This is a genomic window from Telmatobacter sp. DSM 110680, assembly GCF_039994875.1.
Taxonomy (GTDB): Bacteria; Acidobacteriota; Terriglobia; order Terriglobales; family Acidobacteriaceae; genus Telmatobacter.
In genome coordinates, this window is sequence record NZ_CP121196.1 from 2,346,572 (window position 1) to 2,366,137 (window position 19,566).

Consider the following 19,566-nt stretch of genomic DNA (forward strand, 5'->3'; position numbering starts at 1 on the left):
GAAAGACGAGGATTTTATGACTAAGATCGAAGCAATCGTCCGGCCCAACAAATTCGAAGCGGTGAAATCCGCCTTGATTGAAATGGGTGTGGAAGGTATGACCGTCTCAGAGGTTCGCGGTCACGGACGGCAGAAAGGGCACACCGAGGTTTTTCGCGGGAGAGAGTATGACGTCGATCTGCTTCCCAAAATCAAGGTGGAACTGGTTCTGCTGGACGAAATTGTTGAGTCTGCGATCGAAGCCATCTCCAACGCAGCCTACACAGGCAAAATTGGCGACGGCAAGATCTTCCTCTATAACGTTAGCGGCGCCGTTCGCATCCGCAGCAAGGAGCGGGATCAGGCGGCCATTTAAGCAATCCGCATCAGGACTGTTCCACGAAGCTGATGATAACCGCTGTCTTCTTTCTGCGACGCACGTACAACGCGTCGCAGAAATGAAGGCGAAGTGATTAAGCATCGTGGAGCTCACGTTGAGCGGGGACTCTCCCATGTCATTCGGTTCTCCTATTTCCCCCTTCGATCCCGATGGAGAATACTGGTGGTCTAAGGGTAGTTCAGGGCTGACGCAGCAAATCAGCGGCGTCGGCCACTTTCTTCGTGGTTTTCGCACTCGACTGCGATTTGGCTTGCTTTCACGCGAACCGCTTCGCCTCATACGTTTTCAGATTACGGATCAGATAGCGGAGTGTGATTGGATAGCGCGTAACCAGGATGTGTGGGACGAAGATCTCGCGCGCGAGATTGGGAGACGCCATGCCTCCCTGCAAGCACTCAAAGATGCAATCGATGTTCGCTCGATGCTTTTTGAAGTCTTGCCGGATCTTGCGACTGCGCGTCTGCGCGTTTACAGAGAATCAAATTCTCATCCTCGCGAGCTGATTATCGCCGGCAATGTTCGTCGCCAAGACGGAGCGTTCCGAAGTATTCATTCTCTTGCGATGCGCGCCAAGCTTGTCGGGCTTCGCTTCTGTCTTGAAAACGACTTACTCTGCCGGCTTCCGCGCGAGGAGAAATTTGGTTTCGGTGACTAGGCTGGCGTAGTGCGAGAAGGAAATTTGACGCGTTCGCACATCTTAACCAGCTCGGCCACGGACCCCGCCTGCATTCCATCCATGACGCGGCGTCGATGAATTTTGACGGTGATCTCGCTAAGGTTCAGCTCGGCGGCAATCTGCTTGTTAAGTAGGCCCGCAGTGACCATGGACATCACTTCCTTCTCGCGATCGGTGAGGGAATTGATACGGGATTTGATTGCGCTGATGATCGATTCTTCTCGCCGACGCGAGCGATCCTGCTCGAACGCCTGCCTGACTGCGTGGAGAAGTTCCTCCTTTTGGAATGGCTTCGTCAAGAATTCAATGGCCCCCGCCTTCATCACCTTGCGCACCATCGGGATGTCTCCATGCGCGGTCATGAAGATTATTGGAAGTCCAATTGACAGACTGTTCAGATGCTCCTGAAGTTCGACCCCGCTGGCTCCTGGAAGCCGGGCATCCAGCAACATGCAGCCTACGCGAGAATCGTTCCAGCTTTCCCAGAAAGCCTCAGCCGAAGAGAACTGTTCAGTTCGGATACCGACCGAATCGAGCAGATTCGACAACCCTTCGCAGATTGAGGCGTCGTCATCGACGATGAATACGGTTTCGTCGCTCATGCGCCGATTCCAAGCGTGAATTTGAACCGCGCGCCCGTGGGCCGTTTGTTCTCCACCCATATGCGTCCATCGTGCGCTTCAACAATACTGCGGCAAATTGCAAGACCCATGCCCGTCCCCTGTTCCTTTGTGCTGAAGAACGGCTCGAAGATTCTTGTTGCTGTCTCCGGTGCGATTCCAGGGCCATTGTCTTCGATGGTGATGACAACCTCGCCGGTGCCGTGCTTTTCCGAGTGAATCGTCAACTCTCGCGATCCAACGACTGCGCCCATGGCGTCCATCGCGTTGTTTGCGAGGTTCAGCAGAACCTGCTGAATTTGAACGGGGTCTGCTTCGATCCTTGGCAGATCAGGATCCAATAGCATGCGGACGGCCACCCCGCGGCGGATGGATTCATCGCGAAGAAGACGCGCAATTTCCTGAACAAGATGATTCACGTTTATGTGGAGTTTCTCAGTTCCTTCCTTCCGAAAGAGTGCCCGAACCCGCTTGACTACGGCACTGGCCCGCGTGCTTTCCTGCACGATCTTTTCCGCAGTAGCAGAGGCTTTTTCGAAGTTGGCTGGATTGCTGCCAAGCCACTCCCTGCAAGCATAGGCGTGAGTCACCACGGCGGTTAGAGGTTGATTGAGTTCGTGGGCGATGGAGGCCGCCATCTCAGCCATGCTCAGCGTCCGCGAAAGCCTGGATAGGTCCTCCTGCGCGATGACAAGGCTCTGCTGTGCTTTATGTTGTTCCTCGATGTCAATATGAATGCCATACCAGCGAGCGATCGTTCCATCCTCTGACCGTTGCGGAATGCTTCGAACCAGGAACCAGCGATAGCTGTCGTCTGCGCCTCGTACACGGACCTTTACTTCGAACCTTCCCCCGGCAACCAGCGCTGATTCCCACCCCTGGCGGAAGAGCGCCTCATCTTCCGGGTGCAGGACACCGAAGAAGGATTCCCCTTCGAGTGATGCCCTTCGCTCTCCAACATAGTTACGCAGATGCTGATTGCAGTATTCGATACAACCAGCGGCGTCAGACCGCCAGATTTGCTGCGGAATCGCTTCGGTCAAGATGCGAAGCTGGCGTTCGCTCTCCCGGATCTCGAGGTTGGAGCGCTGAAGCTCGGCAGTTCTCTCTCTGACCTTGGCCTCAAGCTCGTCACGCGCCACGCGCACGGCGTTCTCTGCCCGTTTACGAGCGGAGCTTACAATCGAGATCGCAAACGCGCATAGGATGAAGGCCGCGAGGAAGCTCTGGGATTCTTTGGCGACGGTGATTGAAAACAGTGGCGGAATAAAAAAATAGGTGATGACAAGCGAGGATTGAACGACGGCAACAAAGCCCGCCACTACGCCGCCAAACCATGCGCTGCCCATCACAGCGCCAAAAAACAGAAAGACAAATGGGTAGGCGATTACATGCTGAAGCGGGAAAGTCCACAACAGAGCTACGAGCACAAAACTAGTTGCGATGGAGATTGGTTTGATTCCATACTCCATTGCTCCTTGCGAAAATTGCTCGAAGCTTCTCGCTGTCATCCCTCCATCATAGTTTCTGTTCGGCTTGAACATTCAGATATGTAAGATTTCATGCAATAGTGTCAGGGCGCGTTGAACGCGATGTCTAAAGAGAGATGGAGTAAAACCTCCTGTGGTAACCTGAGGTCTGCAAGTTGGAGACGGTAATTTTCAACTGCTGGCCAACTTGCGCACTGCCCACGTCGTGAGTAGTCGAACTTCGAGTTTCCGTGAACCCTCGATTCCCCAAAAATGAAATCCACGCCGATTCAGCTGAGATGTTGAAGGCTGGATTGCGTCCATTCAAGCCGCGCAGAGGATTGACGAACGGGCACCTCCAGACGATCGTCGGAAACTACCTGCCGCGACCTGCTTTTCTATGCGATTCGGTGAAAGAGACGGTTGAAGTTGATCCCGTGGACGGCAGCCGTGTGGTGTGTTTTTGCGATTGGCAACCGGAGCCCGGGCGCGCAAGTCTTCTTACGGTAATTCTGGTTCACGGGCTAGAGGGCTCGTCGGAATCGCGCTATATCAAGGGCATTGCGGCACGAGCATGGGCGGCAGGGTGCAATGTCGTTCGCATGAATATGCGCAATTGCGGGGACACTGATGAGTTGACGCCGACTCTCTACCACTCGGGCCTGTCGTCAGACGTGGGCACCGTCGTCCGACACTATGCAGCGCGTTTTGGGCTTGAGCGTGTTGCACTTGTCGGCTATTCGATGGGAGGGAATCTTGTGCTCAAGCTGGCCGGGGAGTGGGGAGGCGCCGCTGCGCCCTTGTGTGCTGTTGCAACAGTATGCCCGGCCATCGATCTCTCCGCTGGTTCTGATGCTTTACATGAACCTGCAAATCGACTCTACGAATGGCATTTTCTGCGCCGGCTGATGCAGAGATACCATCGCAAGGCTGCGCTTTATCCGCACATTTATGGGAATGCCAAAGTCGGTCCGATTCGCTCCTTGCGTCAGTTCGACAACGAGATTGTGGCGCGTTATTGCGGGTTTCGCGATGCAGACGATTACTACTATCGCGCTGCGAGCGCACGCGTCGTCGACAAGATTGCTGTTCCCACGCTGATCATTCGTGCGGAGGATGATCCATTTGTCCGCTTCACTCCTGAGACCCGGTCTCGTCTGATCGCGAATCCGAACATTCTGCTGGTCGAGACGCAGCATGGGGGGCATTGTGCGTATCTCTCTCGTGATCGCGGTGACGATATTCACTGGGCTGAGGCAAATGTCGTTCGCTATCTCATGAAGTTTTCAAGTGCAGCAAAGATAACCGGCGGGTCGGATGGAAGCTGATTGGGAATTCGAGATTGGCAACGATGCCCCCATCATTGAGGCGCATTGGGCTGGCTTTGTGGACCTGCGAGTTGAACCCGCCCGTGCGAGCCAGCTTGCAGAGACGCAGCAACTTCCGGGTCTCGCGGAGGCACTGGAGCGCTTGAATGCGATCAACTCTCCTGTATGGACGTGTAAGACGGACGTCTTCGTACCTGGTCACATTGATCCAGATGAGTTGGATGCAGCAGGCGAAGAGTCGTCACACTCCATCGCCTGCTACGTTGACCTGCTGATGCGCAGCGACCAACAATGGAACCTTCCATTCAAAGCTGAGCGATCATGCAAGGTGTTGTGCGCCCAGCTCCGAAATATACCGTTGCGATGCTGCAGGATCGATCTCATTGTGCGTCAAGCCCATATAGAGTCCGATTTAAACGACCTCGGCGCGACTGCCTATTTGTCGGCTTGCGGGTCGACGGAAAGCGGAGCGCGGCTCCAACTCACTGAATGCCTTTCACAGTTTGCGAAATTGCTTGTGCCCGAGCCCAAGCGCGACTCGCGCACTAACGGAGTTGCTGTTTTCGGATGAGTTGAAGTCAAGCTACAATAAAGAAAAACGGGCGAGTAGCTCAATCGGATAGAGCACCGGCCTTCTAAGCCGGGGGTTGTGGGTTCGATTCCCGCCTCGCCTACCACAACTAGCAGTAACTATATTATGTATCTTCGACTTATCAACCTTCCCAACTAGTCGACATAGTCGAGCCAGAGTGGTTTCCCAATATTGTTGTCTCCGGACTGCCACGGATGAGAGGCAGCTAAGTCGGTTTCGCTTCGGCGCGTTCGAAATTGACCCCAAGGGCGACGAATTGTTCGCGACGCCAACCAACGTCGATCTGAAAGGCCACGCGACCGTTCTCGAGTCCGAAGATGGAATTGAAGCGAGCTGGAAGGTACCGTCTCCAGATGAACGCCACATAGCCTTTTCCAAAACTACGTTCACTGAGAATGCCTGGCTGCTCGAAAATTTCTAACTGCTTTGAGGCCTGTGAACTCGAGCATGTCTGCCGGGACGTTCCTGTATACTACGCGCCAAACGATGCATTCCCCGAGGTCATTGCGAAATGAATCTTAACTTGCGGGCAGCCTGCGCCCCGCTGTTTTTTTCGTGCGTGCTTTCATCAGTTCAGACCGCTCCTGCACAAGTTAATCCAAATCTCTACGCTGGCCTCCAATGGCGGAGCGTGGGGCCTTTCCATGGTGGACGTATCTCCTCCGTCAGCGGTGTTGTCGGCGATTCTGGCACGTTCTACATGGGCACTCCGCTCGGCGGAATCTGGAAGACCACCAGTGCAGGCGTGACCTGGTTTCCGATCTTCGATCAGGAAACGAGTATCGATAGCATCGGCGCGATCCAGGTCGCCCCCTCTGCTCCAAGCATTATTTATGCTGGTGCCGGTGACCCCATTGGCGGCAGCCTTGGAAATGGTATGTGGAAGTCAACCGATGCTGGCAGCACCTGGCAGCACATCGGCCTCGAAGACACTGTAAAAATCGACAGCATCCTCGTCGACCCATCCGATCCGAGCCTCGTCATCGTGTCCGCACTTGGCGATGATCACCATAAAGGCGGTGGCGTATGGCGCTCCACCGATGGCGGCCAAAACTGGATCAACGTTCTCAAGCCCGCCGACTACGATGGCACGCGCGACCTCCAGTTCGCCTACGACGATCCGAGCGTGATGCTGGCTGCCACACAAGGCACCGGTGGCGGTTTCGGTCCACCCAGCGGTCAGACCAAGCGCAAGCCCGCGACCGTCTATAAATCGATCGACGAAGGCAAAACCTGGACCCAGATCAAGATTCCGCCTTTTCCAGGCCGCGTTGCTGTTGCAGTTGCGATGCACACCGGTGGCAAGCGCATCTACATCGTCGGCAACAACATTGAAAACGGGTCGGGCCTTTATCGTTCCGACGACGGCGGCGAAAACTGGCAGCACATGGCCGGGAAGGACATTCGTATCAGCAACGGCCAGGGAGCCTACAGCAGCGGCGTCTTCGTCGACTCGCAAAATCCGGACGTCGTCTACACAATGAGCACCGCCATGTATCGCTCCACCGATGGAGGTGCCACCTTTGAACCTTTCAAGGGCGCGCCCGGCGGCGAGGATTATCACAAGTTGTGGATTGATCCCACCAACGGCAGTCGCATGCTGGTCGGCTCAGACCAGGGAGCAAGCGTCACGCTCGACAACGGCAAAACCTGGAGTTTGTGGTACACGCAGGCCATCTCGCAGGTCTACCACATTGCCACGGACAACCAGTATCCCTACCACATCATGGCCGCGCAGCAGGACACTGGCGCAGTCGAGATATTGAGCCGCGGCAACTTCGGCCAAATCAACTTCAATGACTGGAGCCCGGTGCCCTCCTCGGAGTTTGGAGTCATCACACCCGACCCCGAAAACCCCAACATCATCTATGGTGTCGGCTATGGTCCGGGGGGCGGTGGCAGCGGCCTAGTCAAAATCAACATGTCCACTATGCAATGGGAGAACGTCGCTCCCAATTTTGGAGCTGAGTCCAGCAAGTACATCGCCTTCCGCGATTTTCAGAAGAAGTTCGATCTGGCGTTCGAACCTGGCGCATTGTACGTTGCATACCAATGCCTCATGGTCACGCGCGATGGCGCCCACTCGTTTAACGCGGTGAGCCCAGATTTAACGACAGCCAAAGGCGCGCCTGCAGCGGACTGCAGCAAGCCGCACCCGCCATTGCCGACACCGGAGCCTGGCAAGACGCCTCCTCCTCCGCCGGCTTCGATCGCTGACTTCTCCATCTCCACGGTCAAGCCCGGGATCATGTGGTCCGTCAGCACGAATGACCAGATCAACATCACAACCAACCACGGCAAACTCTGGAACAACGTTTCGAACATCACGGACATGCCACCCAATACCAACCTGCTAACCATTGAGGCCGGCGATGATGCAAATACCGCGTACGTTGCAGGCCGTATCGGCGGCGTCCGTGGCCAGACCGTCCCACCCGAAGAAGACGCGGATGTTCCGCTCATCTGGCGTACAACCGACGGCGGAAAGACGTGGGCCAGCATCGTCAGTGGACTTCCCAAAGACGAGCGCACCGGAAGTTGGGTGAACAGCCTGCGTGTTGATCCGCAGCAAGCCGGCCTTCTATTCGCCGGTACCGAAACCACCGTTTATGTCAGCTTCGATGACGGTGATCACTGGCAGTCGTTGCGCCAGAACCTTCCCAGCACTTCCATCCGCGATCTCGATGTGCACACGGATCACCACCAGAACGACCTCATCATCGGAACATACGGTCGTGGCTTCTGGGCTCTCGACGACATCGACCCGCTGCGCGAGATTGCCGCCAAGGCTCAGGCTGTTACCTCTGCACCTGTATATTTCTTCCCGCCCGAGGACGCCATTCGTGCGCGGATGAACAGCAACTGGGACCAGCCCTTTTCGATCGAAGTCCCCCACGCACACAACGTGCAATATGGCGCGATTCTTGACTACTACCTTGACCATCAGCCCAAAGGCCCGCTTCAACTGCAGATCTTCGACGCCGATGGCAAACTCGTGCGTACGATGTCGAGCACGTTGCCGCCGCCGATTGAAGGCGCAATGTTTCCACACTACTGGCTAGCAACCCCCGAGTCGCGCGCACTCGGTACGCATCTCGGCCTTAATCGCGTCAACTGGAACTTGTACTATGACGACCCGCCTGCCTTGCGCCACGACCTCGAAGATGAAATGAACATGGTGCCGGGCTCCACCACCCCCGGTCCTCATGGGCCGCAGGTGATTCCGGGCGTTTATACCTTGAAGCTCACCGTGGACGGTCAGGTCTATACGCGGACTATCACCGTGGTCAACGATCCTCGAGCCGGCCAGAGTCCCGAACTCATGGCTGCGTTACGCGCTCAGAACAAGCTCACGCTTCTCTACGTTCAGGGCATGGAGCAGAGCTTCGCAGGGAACCAGGAAGTGAAGGCCGTCAAAGACCAGCTGGCAGGCCTGACTCAAAGCAATCTCCCGGCCGATGTCGCTTCACAAGCAAAAACACTGGACGCGAGTCTGACAAAGATTGGCGGCATCGTCCCCACAGGAATCGGGGGCGGAGGTCCTGCGCGCCCGTCCACTCCCGATCCCAAGGCGTTGAAATCCTTCGCGGACCTGAACAATGCGTACAACACGATGGTTAGCATGATGCAGGTTGGTCTGGACATGGCACCCACCCCAACTCAGATCGCCACCTGGGAGAGTGACTGCAACGACCTGAACCACACCGTAGATGCGTGGAGGAACCTGCAACAACAAGCCAGCAGCTTCAATGCCCTTTTGGCTAGGAACCAGCTGCACGAACTGACATTGACACCTACCAAGCTTACCGTCGGGGCGTGCAGCTTTGTTTCGGAAGGAAGCAAGAAATCAGGTAAGCAGAAGACTCAACGTTAGCAGCCGACGAGTGGGAGCCGATCTCAGCCTGCGATTCTCACTCATTTCCGCTGCACCGACGACCAAAATAGGGCGAGATCTACCGGTGACCAGCATTACTGTGGGCAGCACAATTATTGGTTCTCCTGGAATTTCAGATTCTCTTTTTAAGCAGCAACCAGCCCGTCGATGCTGCCACCAGTGATGGCCTGCCTGCGGGCAAGCTCACTCTGAAAGCACCTCCCAATCGGACCAGATCTTGCGTTCGATTGAAACGATTTGATCAATAACTTCACTAAACATTAGACGGCAGGAAACTGCAGCCTCCCGTTCGCATGGTGATGAACCAAGCAAGCCCATTCGAAGGGCGTGGGGGTGACGATGAAGGCCAGATCTGGTTGGGAATTCGCATTTCGAACTTGCGTCCGATCAGGTGCGTTGGTGTTGCTGCTTATTCTGCTCTGGCTGTAATTGCCTCGCATGAACGCCTGTCCAAGGCCGCCTAAAGCCCAGTGTAGATCTGAAGTGACGCCCAGAAGAATGGCTTGCGGAATTCTCCTTTAGCGTGCAGTAGGGAGAGCTTAGCCTGGCGCAGCGCGGTAGCCGGCGGCATGCCGTTATGCAGCCCCTGATAAAGAGACCCCATCAGGCGAGGTGTAGATTCGTCACTGACTTCCCAAAGACCTCCAATCACGTTGTGCGCTCCGGCGCGCAGGAATGCCCATGCCAGGCCTACCAGTCCTTCTCCCGCATAAGCTCGCGTGCCGCTTCCGTAGCAAGCAGAGACAGTAACAAGTCGAGCATGAATCGGATGCTGGATGATTTCACGAGCGTGAAGTTTGAAAGAATCGTCGTCTGCGGATGAGCGGGAAAGGATAATCGCCGAATCGAGAGGATCGGTGCGGCTGGCAACGCCGTGCGCCACAAAGTGAATATACGTAAATTGCTGCGGATTGCTGGAGGCATAAGACCCGGCTGTTGCCCGTTCGCGCGCGAAGACCGTTTCTTCCTGCCCAGGAAATTGCTGCTCAATCTGCTTCATTTCAGCTGCCGCCTTCGGCAACTCAGGATAGTCAGAGTTTGGTGAGACCGCGTCGCCAAGCAGCAACAACGTGTTGCCTCTACTCTCCGATTGCTTTGCGGAGGCTAGGAGACGCAAGGATGGCGCAGAAAAGAGAGTCGCGTCTTCGATGAAGTAATGTGGAGTGGGAGCCGGGGCAATCAAGGTTTCAAAATCCAGCTGGCTCAGGAAGCCGTCGTCGAGAATTACTGTGTTTGATCCGGGCTGTATAAAATCACGAACCGGCTCGATGAGCAGGTGATAGAGGCCAATGCCATCGGCATTTTGACGTTCAATCGGATCACTCAAGCCCAACAGAGATTTGCGATACCTGTCGACCATGGGAGCGAGCTTGCTCCTCGCGGGCAACGGAATCATCGTCGTCTTCGCTGGCGTGATCGTCCAGAGATATGACTCCTTCTCACCAACCCAATAGAAGAGTAGCGTTGCGTTTGCCTTTCGTGCGATGGCGTTGGCGTTGACAGAAACCTCAGAATCGAAAGTGGCGTTTGATTTCAGGCCGAGGCCTTGCTGCAAAGTGCGCGCGCGGCTTTGATCGGCAAGGGCGAGGGCGGCGTCGGTTTTGCGCTGTGCTACCAGAAAGTGAATGTAATCGTCGTAGATTCCGGTGGCATTCGCAAGGAAGGGAAGTTTCGATTCTTCATCATGAAGCTGATCGCGAGCAGACTCAAAAGTGCTGAGCGAAGTGCGATACATCCGATCAGCCGCGACAAGGTTGCCTTCTGACTCATAAAGTCGAGCGAGCTCGTGCTGAGCGCCCAATTTCATCGAGGTCTGGCTTACCGGGTCATTCTCGACAGCGCGTAAGAGGTGTTCGGCATCGTTGTTTTGATGTGTTGCCGCTGCAATCCGAGCCTGCGCAAATGTAACGTCGAGTGTATCGAGCCGATTGTTGTTTGCGCTTAGAAGTGGACCGAGTTGCTGGGCGTAGCCGCTTGCTTCATCCAAGTTGCCGGCGTCAATCGAGGCATGGGTAAGATCTTCAAGCGTGTTAATGACTTCTTCCTTGTTTTTGATCTGCTTTGCGCGTGTTAAAGCACTGCTGTAGGAATCTCTCGCTCTAGCGAAGTCCCCCGTTCTCCAGTACACATCCCCCGACGCTGTAAGCCACTTGATCTCGTTCCGGCTATTTCCAAGGTTCGCAGCGCGTTGTTCCGCCTCGATAAATAATTCCAGCGCCCGCTCTGCATCGCCTAGTCCGAAGTAGGCCCATCCCAGATTGCCAGAGATACTCTCCGCGAGATCCTCGGCGCCGAGCTCAGTCGAGATCTGGTATGCATCCCTTGACCAGTCAACCGACTCATCGAAGTGTTCCGCCTGAAGCGCCAACCATCCAAGATCTAAAGTTGTTGTGGACTCGAGGTATCGATCGTGAAGTGAGCGGGCAATCGCGAGAGCACCGAGAAAAGCAAACCGCGCTTCACGCAATTTGTCCGCTGAAACTGCCAAAGTCCCGCGCGCCTGCATCATCTCTCCGCAGGCGGCAGAGGTTTTGTTTTTGCAGAGATATTCTGCCTCGTTGATTCTTTGATCTGCTGAGGATAGTTGCTGCTGCCGGGCAAGAGCTACGCTCTCAATCACCAACTTCCGGATGACATCCTCTTGATTCTGGGTTGGAGAATGAAATGCACGCAGAAGGTTCAACGCATCGTCGTACATGCCTCGACGTAGCAGTACCTCTGCGTCCAAAAGCTGGAACTCTGCAGCCCATTCAGGATTGCCTGTCCGATTCTGGATGTAGCCCTGCTCCGCTAGCCTCTGGCATTTTTCAAGCTGCCCCTTAACGAAGAGCAGTTGCGCTTTGTTGTACTGAGCTCCGGGAGTCGCGCGATCAGAATCCCGAAGCGAAATCAGCAACAGAAGTCCTGCTGCACACACAAACACGCTACGCCAGCGCACTTCGAACCGGACCATGGCTTCTCTCGCAGACAGTCAGAATCTAATTGTCTACGATCGGCCCCGGTCATTGTTGCGTGACCCGCGCCCGTGCTCTATGGATAACTTGTTCCGTTGGTCTTGCCGCCGCCACCCGTCAGGGTTCCCCCACCCACGCATCCCATCACCATTTCGATCATGTTCAGAGTGATAGTTGTATTTCGCGGAGATCCCGTCGGCGTTTTGAAGTCCGACTGTTTCAGGGTAAGGGTCGCGAAGTAGATCTTGCCGAAGTTCGGCACATCGAAGGCATGCCCAAAGCTGCGTCCCGGAAAATCTCCCTTCGCGTGCTTGACCAACGAGCATGAGATCGGCTCCTCTTTGTTGGGGATTGCTGGAAGTCGATTGTAACGCGCAGAGATGTCGGACGGAACATTCTGATGGCTCTGGATGTGCTCGCGTTGAGCGCTGACGCGTTGAAAGAATCCCGGGTCGGTCGTATACGGAGCATCGTCTTTAGGCTTGGCTCCGAGCATGTCTAAATTCAGCTCGAGGTTCACCGGATGGCCGGCGATGCGTAGGTTTTCATAGCGCGTGCCCAGGAATGTCACGGTTGGAACGTATCCAACGAGAGGATGATCGGTGGAGATCTGCGCGACAATGCGATCCGCGGTCACAATATCCAATACATTCAGGCCTTCGATCACCGAGGTCGATAATGTATTCCAGCCGTGATCAACTTTGGTGTCGGGATTGCCCGCCACCTGGGTGTAAGCGGAGCGGAAGGAGACAACCCCGCCGAGCCTGTAGTTCTCCACATGCTGTGAGAGGTATCCGCCACGCTCGTTGAGTTTCACATAAGTAGGAGGCTTCACTTCCTGAACGAGCGGAAGCGTAATGTTTCCAGACAGCGCTTCAGCTTCTGCGTGATAGATGTGATATCTCTCTTCGGGGCAATCTGCCATTGCGAATCTCGCTTTCTGAATGCTGGATTGAGTCTCTAGTCGACAAATTGTATGTCGAGTGCGTGCCTGTCAATCTCCGTTCGAGTCCCCTGTGGATCGATCCCGGCGATGGCAAGTGTATATGAGCCTTGCGTCAGCCCGATGCCGGGAATCACGAGGGAGACGATCCCGTCACCAGATGCCCCGGCTTTGGCCGCAGTTAGCGTCCGAGTCCAAAGCTGCTTTCCCTGAGGATCGTACAAAGTGAAGGAGTAAGTCGCAACTCCTGAATCCTGCGGCAATTCAATCGAAAGTACAGCTCCTTGCGTGCGATCGGCCTGGACTTGAGTGTGCGCGGCGCCCCGTGTCCCTGCATGAAAAGCTGTTGATGGCAGCAAGCTTGGTTGGGTAGCGGCCATGCGGAGAGAGGGAATCGTCGACAGGTTTTGATAGCCAACGACTGCCAGCAATGCGGCAAATGCGGGGATCGCAAAGGCGGGGCGCAGCCACGATTGCCAATTGATTCTCTTCCGGTCCGGTCGGGGTGAGTATGGCACTGAAGGCGCAGGGGAAGCAGGGGTGAGCTTGGGCAGTTCGACTTTTGCGGCATCAATAAAAGCCGCCCCGGCACGCAATTCCAGCGAGCACTCCGAGCAATCGAAGGCATGTTCTTCGAAGGCGTCACGCTGCTCCGGTGAAAGCTCGCCAAGCAGATATCGCTCCGCCACCATTTGTTTTATAGCTTCGTTATGTTCCATCAAACCACTTCCTCAACTTGCCAGCTCAAAAATTCCAGCAAAAACACCTGCTGAGAGATGGTGAATCGGTTCACGAAATCGTTTCATTAATGGGTGGTCGTACCCAAATTCATTCGTTTCAGATATTCAACCTTAAAATCCTGCTTTGCGCGGTGTAGAAGTACGCGGAGATACTCTCGATCGACGCCAAACTCGCGGCATATTTCTTCCCGGTCACGCTCATCGAGGAACACCGCCTTCAACAGGGAGCGATCTCGCACGGGCAAATCCAGCAATATCTCGCGTACCTTGGAGCTCAACTGGGTGGAAGCGATCATGCTCACGACGTCGGCGCCGGTTGCCTGGGGTTCCGGGCTGCCTTCTTCGTCGAGCGACTGACTTCGGCTGGAGGACCGATAGTGCTCCAAGAGGACGTTATTGCAGACCGTATTCACAAAGGCCCCAAAACGGTCCGGCTGGCGCAGGGCATTCTCTCTGCGCAGCGTGGAAAAAACCCTGGCAAAGGTCTCCTGGCGCACGTCTTCAATGGCCTGGGGGGACTGAAGCCGCGAGCGAAGTTTCAAGTGGAGCAGTTCCGTGAAATAACCCACGAAATGCTCCTGGGTAGCCAGGTCCCCGGCACGCAAATTTTCGATGTAGCCTGCATCGAATGAACGAAATTCCAATGAAGTCTCCGCCAACCCGAGAGGACGTAAGTATAGCATTGGCGTGACTTGCGCACGGTGACGACCGCGCGGACGAATTGCGGGACGAACGCGATTTTGCTTAAACGCGCCTCGAACGGGAACCGTTTTGATGGACACTTAACTCACTCCCACGGAATCTGGGGGGATACTCCGGCTCATGCACGAGGATCAGCCCCGTCAGTTCCGCATTTTGGTGAAGTTCGCTGCATGTCGGTCTTCCTCCTTCCGACACAAAAACTCAAATGACGGCTCCAGCCGGTCAGGAGAAACTCTTACCCGGCGGACCATTGCGGAAGGTACCGCCGGTGAAAGAGCGAGCCGATCCACCCGTGGCAGACCAGCCGATGTAGAGAACCAAGGGTTCAGATCAATGAAGACAAGTCCTACATTGGATTGCATCTGCTTGAGTCACGAACCGTTCTGAACGGCCCGGCTCTGCAGGGATGGTCGGTCTTGCCGCCGACCTTTGGCTGACTTCTCCGCGTTTTGGGGCGCAGACGGAGCCCCCATGGTTCTGGAGAACCCCGTCTGCTTGGGGGAGGACGTCAAACTTCGTGCCCATGCGTCCTTACGAAATGCATGCCGTCATATCCACGGGAAGCGACGGCACAGGTAGAGTGCCTTGAGCCCGATAGGATTTGCCGGTGTTTGGGTTCTCAGATGAATTCAGAGCACAGTAACCGGCAGCCCTGGCCAGTGCAAATGCCAGAAAGCGGTGATGCGGATCGGTTTTGGTTGAATGGAGCGCACACATCGAGAGATGACCCTGCGATCTCGCGGATGTGAAATCCATTGGCCGGTACGCAAACCTCATGTCTGGACTCGCGTCGAATTGCTCTCTCTGCTTCGCGGCAATCGACCTGTTCCGTTCAAGCACCAGGGGAGCTTCTAAATAGACATCCGACTCTGCGACATGTCCCCAGACTGGTTTCCAGCCCGGTTCTCCCATTGGAGGCGGCGTGCTCCAGGAAAGAATCGCGCGAATCTTGGGCTTTACGCCGTCCGGAATCAACTCGTTTTCTGAAAGGCCGTTCAATGCGACCTCGCATTGGCAAGTGCCGGGTCGATTGGTATCCACGACTGTGACAGAGCCGATCCCGAGATCATGCCATTTCGAGCCCCCGTCATAAGACAGATAGAAGCGAACAAATTCTTCAGAGCCTCGCACGAGGATTTCACTGGAGTAGCCGCTCGGCTGCTTGACGTCGATTGCAGCAGACAGCCGATCGATCTCCGAATCGTAGAGCAAGCTTGAGATGCTTTCGTAAGTCGTGTCCTGCTGAATGTTCAGGACCGCACTGAAGGATGATGGCGGAATCTTTTCAAAGTAGTTTGGATTTGTGAGCAATAGCGCGCGGAGCCTCTTACGGGCAGTATCTGGGGAAAGTTGCGCGAGCGCTATCAACTCAAGAGCGGGTTGAGGCGATGGAGCGGAGATCTTTAAGGCGGGGGAGTTCATCTCATCCTTTCGTTCCGTGCAATTCCAACGGGCTTCTCTGTTCTGTCGGCATTCGACCACCAAGCCAATCGCGGTTCGTGGATGACGTAGGACATGCGATTCGACAGAGGGCCGGGTCCCGGTGCGACTCTCACTTACGGGGGATAGTGTTTCCCCTGAGCCCGCCGTTTCACGGAACACGAAATATAGGTTGAATTTTGAATCGCGGCGATCGGAACCGTTAAAGGAATGAGTGTTTCCGCATTCCCCAATCGAGACTCAATCAAGTAAACGCAAGACGCTGGCCCACAGGAAGAGGCAAGGTCAAGTATCAATAAAGACTGGACTTGTGCATCGCGGTAGGCTACTCCAAGGTAACCACGTCACCGCGGAAGAGGCAGGTGTGAGCGCTTTGACCTGTGCTAGCCTAACCTCACTTTTTAAAACAATTTCCTGCGCACTAATTGCGTGATTTGTGTTGCACATTGAAATGATTGGGGATCCGAGATGCTAAGGCGGGCGGTTGGCCACGAGGCAGGAAAGGGTGAAACTCGTGCCTATGCGCTGGTCCGGATGATCGAGATTCTAAGGAACGCGGCGGTTTTCGTGTCCGTGTGGTGCGCAATTCCGGCAGTTCCCGCCATTGCGGTTTCCACTCACATTCCAGAACTCACGTCAATTCAGTCAATCCGCCACACTAAACCGTCAACTATTGGTGAAGTTCCGCTGCATGTTCGCGGCGTCGTGACATATTACGACATAGTCGCGCCCAATCTTTTCATCCAGGACAAAACGGGTGGAATTTGGGTGGACCTTCGGGGGTCTCAGGTCACGCCTCCTTCGCCTGGACAACTGCTCGATCTTCACGGCGTTGTCGGCTTCGGCTTTACTCCCTACGTTGCGAAGCCAAACTGGAAAGTCGTGGGCACTGCGCCGGCGCCAAAAGCGCTGCATCTTACCTACGACGACGCGGCGACTGGTACGTCTGACGGGCAGTGGGTGCAGATGGAGGGCGTTGTTCGGTCCTTCGTGCAGCAGGCTGAAGGAAACGTGCTGGTGATCGATGTCGCGACCCCAACCGGCGTTTTCAAGGTTAGAGTCCCCAATTTCCGTGGTCCTTTTCCGATTGAACTTGCCGACGCCAAGGTTCGATTTGTTGGTGTCTGCGGTGCAGCATTCAACAGCCGCAATCAACTGATTGCGATCCACCTTTTGATGCCCTCTATCAAGGACCTTGAGGTTCTTGAGGCTCCCCCCCAAGATCCGTTCGCGGCACCGGTAATTCCGATATCCCAGGTACGTCACTTTTCGGCCGACCTCACCGACGAACATCGAGTTAAGGTCATCGGAACAGTGACAGCAATATTTCCGAATCAGGGAATCTACATCACAGATGACTCTGGCGGCCTTTATGCCGAAAGCCAGGATGGATCACCGTTGACTGAGGGTGACCAAGTTGAGGTTATCGGATTTCCAGCAGCAGGCACCTTCAGTCCAGTCTTAAGGTCCGCCCGGATACGGCCCACCGCTAGGCACTTTCTTCCGACCATCGCGACGATCAATGGTCGGGCTGCGCTCAAAGGCGTGTACGACGCCCAACTCGTCAACATCCCGGGAACGCTCATCTCCTATCGGCAGAGAGTCAATAGCCAGGCACTCGTTTTGGAGTCGGATGATCATGTGACCTTTGAAGCGGTCTTTGCGCGAACTGGGCTTCCGCTCTTGAGCATCCCTGAGGGCAGCCGGATCTCTCTTACTGGTATTTGCGCGGTCAAAGCCGACGAAAACGGCAATCCCTCAGAATTCGCAGTCGTACTTCGTTCCCCAAATGACATCCGCGTCGTCTCCTCTCCACCATGGCTTAACGCTCCAAGGGCCGTGACCATTCTTTCTGGGTTCATGTTCTCCACCCTGGCTGTCACCGGCTGGGTATTCATCCTTCGCAGGCGGATTCGCAAGCAGACGCGGATCATCACTGAAAAGCTGATGAATGAGATGGCGCTCGAGGAAAGATACCGAAACATTTTCGAACGCAATCTGACCGGGCTTTATGTTGCTGCGGCCGACGGTCGAATTCTTGATTGCAACGACGCGTGCGCGCGGATTCTTGGCTATAACGGCCGGCACGAGCTGCTTGGAAACAGCGCTTGTGCCGAGAAGATTATTCGGAAGTTCCACGTGAGCCTATCCGACGCAAGCTTTACGGTGGGAACCGAACAGTCCTTTGAACGTCTGGACGGCACCGAGGGTTGGGCGTTGTGCAGCCTCAAGGCGGTGAGCGAAAAGGACGTCGAGGGGCAGGTTTTCGAGGGCTCGTTGATTGACATCTCCGAGCGCAAGATTGCCCAGGATAGAGTTCAGTTTCTGGCTTACTTTGACACGCTCACCAAACTGCCGAATCGCACGCTGGTTCACGATCGCCTGTCTCAGGCCATTGCAGTGGCGAAGCGCCGTCGCGAAAAGCTGGGAGTGCTTCATCTCGACATCGACAGTTTTAAGATCATCAATGATTGTCTCGGCCATTCGCGCGGAGATGAACTTCTGCAAAGTATTGCGCAAAGATTACAGGGGTGTGCGCGCAAAGACGATACCGTTGCCCGACTGGGCGGAGATGAATTTCTGATCGTTCTCGGTTCGATCGGCTCATTTGCGGACGCAGCCATGGCTGCGGAGCGGATTGCCGGAGAATTGAAGCCGCCATTTAACCTCAACGGGAATTCGCTGAGTGTCACCTGCAGCATCGGCATCAGCACCTATCCGGACCACGGGAAAGATGCGGAAACGCTAATTAAAAATGCCGATGTGGCAATGTATGCGTCAAAGGGCAAGGGACGGAACACGTTCAGTTTTTTCTCAGAGGATATGACTGCGCAGGCGATCGAACGCTTGCAACTCGGCAACAGCATGCGCGGCGCCATGGACCGCGGAGAGTTCTACCTGGTCTTTCAGCCCGAGTTCAACCTCCGAACCGGTGCGGTCTCGTGCTGGGAGGCTCTCCTCAGATGGAAGCATCCGGAATTGGGCTTGGTTCCACCCGACAAGTTCATTCCGATCGCCGAGGCCAACGGGATGATCGTTCCGCTGGGCGAGTGGGTACTGAGAACGGCATGCCAACATGCACGCGGGTGGCACGCTGCCGGAAACAAAGTGCCTGTCGCGGTGAATGTTTCTGCTGTGCAGTTCCGCCAGATAGGCTTCTGTGACCTCGTAAAGGATGTACTCAACGAGACAGGCTTGTATCCCGAGTACCTTGAACTTGAAATCACCGAGAGCTTGCTTCTTGCCACAGAGGACATGCGATTCGAGGTTCTGAGTCAATTAAAGACGCTGGGAGTGAAGCTTGCCATCGACGATTTTGGGACTGGCTATTCGAGTCTCAGCTACCTGAAGCAACTTCCTGTCAGCAAGCTCAAGATCGATCGCAGTTTCGTCCGTGATCTGCATCGTAACGGCAACGAAGAAGGCATAACCGCGGCGATCATCCAGATGGCGAAATGCCTGGATCTGACCGTGACTGCTGAGGGAGTAGAAAACGAGCAGCAGTTGCAATTTCTGCGTCAGCAGCATTGCGACGATGTGCAGGGCTTCTTGTTCAGCAAGCCGCTTCGGGCTGATCAGATGGATTTTCAAAGCAGGAAAGCCTCAGCGCTCTTTGAAATCCTGTCGATGGGCATCGCCGACTAAGACTCTAAGCTCATCCATCCGGGACTATGTATCTCAATTAGCGATTCTGCCCTACCGAGTGTCAGTGTGAGGACTCTCTTCCCCGGCTTTCGGAGAATTCGGAACCTTATGTGCGATTCGAGCTGTTGCAGAAGCAAGGTCGGGCGTGGATTGCCAGGACTATCTGCCGGCGCACAAGTTTGC

General features: G+C 55.2%; 13 protein-coding genes and 1 tRNA gene. 7 read left to right on the forward strand and 7 right to left on the reverse strand.

Features of this window, described 5'->3' with window-relative positions:
• The first annotated feature begins 16 nt into the window (after positions 1 to 16).
• Together P8935_RS09740 and P8935_RS09745 are read left to right on the forward strand one after the other, a co-directional pair.
• On the forward strand, positions 17 to 355 hold the full coding sequence (locus tag P8935_RS09740; protein WP_348264801.1) for a P-II family nitrogen regulator: 339 nt from the start codon (positions 17 to 19) through the stop codon (positions 353 to 355).
• Between the two features lie 136 nt (positions 356 to 491).
• Positions 492 to 1,034: a hypothetical protein gene (locus tag P8935_RS09745; RefSeq protein WP_348264802.1), complete on the forward strand. Its 543-nt coding sequence runs from the start codon at positions 492 to 494 to the stop codon at positions 1,032 to 1,034.
• Here the strand turns inward: P8935_RS09745 and P8935_RS09750 are convergent.
• Both P8935_RS09750 and P8935_RS09755 read right to left on the reverse strand, forming a co-directional pair.
• The gene (locus tag P8935_RS09750) at positions 1,031 to 1,657 is read right to left on the reverse strand and encodes a response regulator (RefSeq protein WP_348264803.1); all 627 of its coding nucleotides are present in this window, start codon (positions 1,655 to 1,657) and stop codon (positions 1,031 to 1,033) included. The two genes, P8935_RS09745 and P8935_RS09750, sit on opposite strands and share 4 nt — an antisense overlap.
• Positions 1,654 to 3,147 carry an ATP-binding protein gene (locus P8935_RS09755; RefSeq protein WP_348264804.1) on the reverse strand — a complete coding sequence of 498 codons (1,494 nt, stop codon included), beginning with the start codon at positions 3,145 to 3,147 and terminating at the stop codon, positions 1,654 to 1,656. Before P8935_RS09755 ends, P8935_RS09750 begins: the two co-directional genes overlap by 4 nt.
• 248 nt (positions 3,148 to 3,395) lie before the next feature.
• On the opposite strand from P8935_RS09755, the gene P8935_RS09760 reads away from it, so the two are divergent.
• The 4 genes from P8935_RS09760 to P8935_RS09775 all read left to right on the forward strand — a co-directional run bounded on the left by P8935_RS09760 (position 3,396) and on the right by P8935_RS09775 (position 8,938).
• A complete protein-coding gene (locus tag P8935_RS09760) occupies positions 3,396 to 4,472 on the forward strand; it encodes an alpha/beta fold hydrolase (RefSeq protein WP_348264805.1) in 1,077 nt (358 codons plus the stop codon).
• Positions 4,462 to 5,043, forward strand: coding sequence for a hypothetical protein (locus tag P8935_RS09765; RefSeq protein WP_348264806.1), 582 nt, complete (start codon positions 4,462 to 4,464; stop codon positions 5,041 to 5,043). The genes P8935_RS09760 and P8935_RS09765 overlap by 11 nt, the downstream gene beginning before the upstream one ends.
• Before the next feature lie 29 nt (positions 5,044 to 5,072).
• Positions 5,073 to 5,149: transfer RNA gene (locus P8935_RS09770), tRNA-Arg, on the forward strand.
• A 426-nt stretch (positions 5,150 to 5,575) separates the two neighbouring features.
• Positions 5,576 to 8,938 carry a hypothetical protein gene (locus P8935_RS09775; protein WP_348264807.1) on the forward strand — a complete coding sequence of 1,121 codons (3,363 nt, stop codon included), beginning with the start codon at positions 5,576 to 5,578 and terminating at the stop codon, positions 8,936 to 8,938.
• Positions 8,939 to 9,419: 481 nt separating this feature from the next.
• Here the strand turns inward: P8935_RS09775 and P8935_RS09780 are convergent, their stop codons facing one another.
• The 5 genes from P8935_RS09780 to P8935_RS09800 form a co-directional block, all read right to left on the reverse strand.
• Positions 9,420 to 11,912, reverse strand: coding sequence for a CHAT domain-containing tetratricopeptide repeat protein (locus P8935_RS09780; protein ID WP_348264808.1), 2,493 nt, complete (start codon positions 11,910 to 11,912; stop codon positions 9,420 to 9,422).
• A gap of 77 nt (positions 11,913 to 11,989) precedes the next feature.
• Entirely contained in the window at positions 11,990 to 12,838 is an 849-nt protein-coding gene (locus P8935_RS09785; protein WP_348264809.1) for a hypothetical protein, read from the reverse strand.
• Positions 12,839 to 12,873: 35 nt separating this feature from the next.
• Positions 12,874 to 13,575: a zf-HC2 domain-containing protein gene (locus P8935_RS09790; RefSeq protein ID WP_348264810.1), complete on the reverse strand. Its 702-nt coding sequence runs from the start codon at positions 13,573 to 13,575 to the stop codon at positions 12,874 to 12,876.
• 86 nt (positions 13,576 to 13,661) lie between these two features.
• Positions 13,662 to 14,240 (reverse strand): RNA polymerase sigma factor, encoded by a 579-nt coding sequence (locus P8935_RS09795; protein ID WP_348264811.1) that lies wholly within the window; start codon positions 14,238 to 14,240, stop codon positions 13,662 to 13,664.
• Between the two features lie 589 nt (positions 14,241 to 14,829).
• Complete coding sequence (locus tag P8935_RS09800) at positions 14,830 to 15,720, reverse strand: hypothetical protein (protein WP_348264812.1); 891 nt, start codon at positions 15,718 to 15,720, stop codon at positions 14,830 to 14,832.
• A gap of 486 nt (positions 15,721 to 16,206) precedes the next feature.
• Between P8935_RS09800 and P8935_RS09805 the strand changes: the two genes are divergently transcribed.
• Positions 16,207 to 19,383: an EAL domain-containing protein gene (locus tag P8935_RS09805; protein ID WP_348264813.1), complete on the forward strand. Its 3,177-nt coding sequence runs from the start codon at positions 16,207 to 16,209 to the stop codon at positions 19,381 to 19,383.
• Positions 19,384 to 19,566 lie beyond the last annotated feature (183 nt).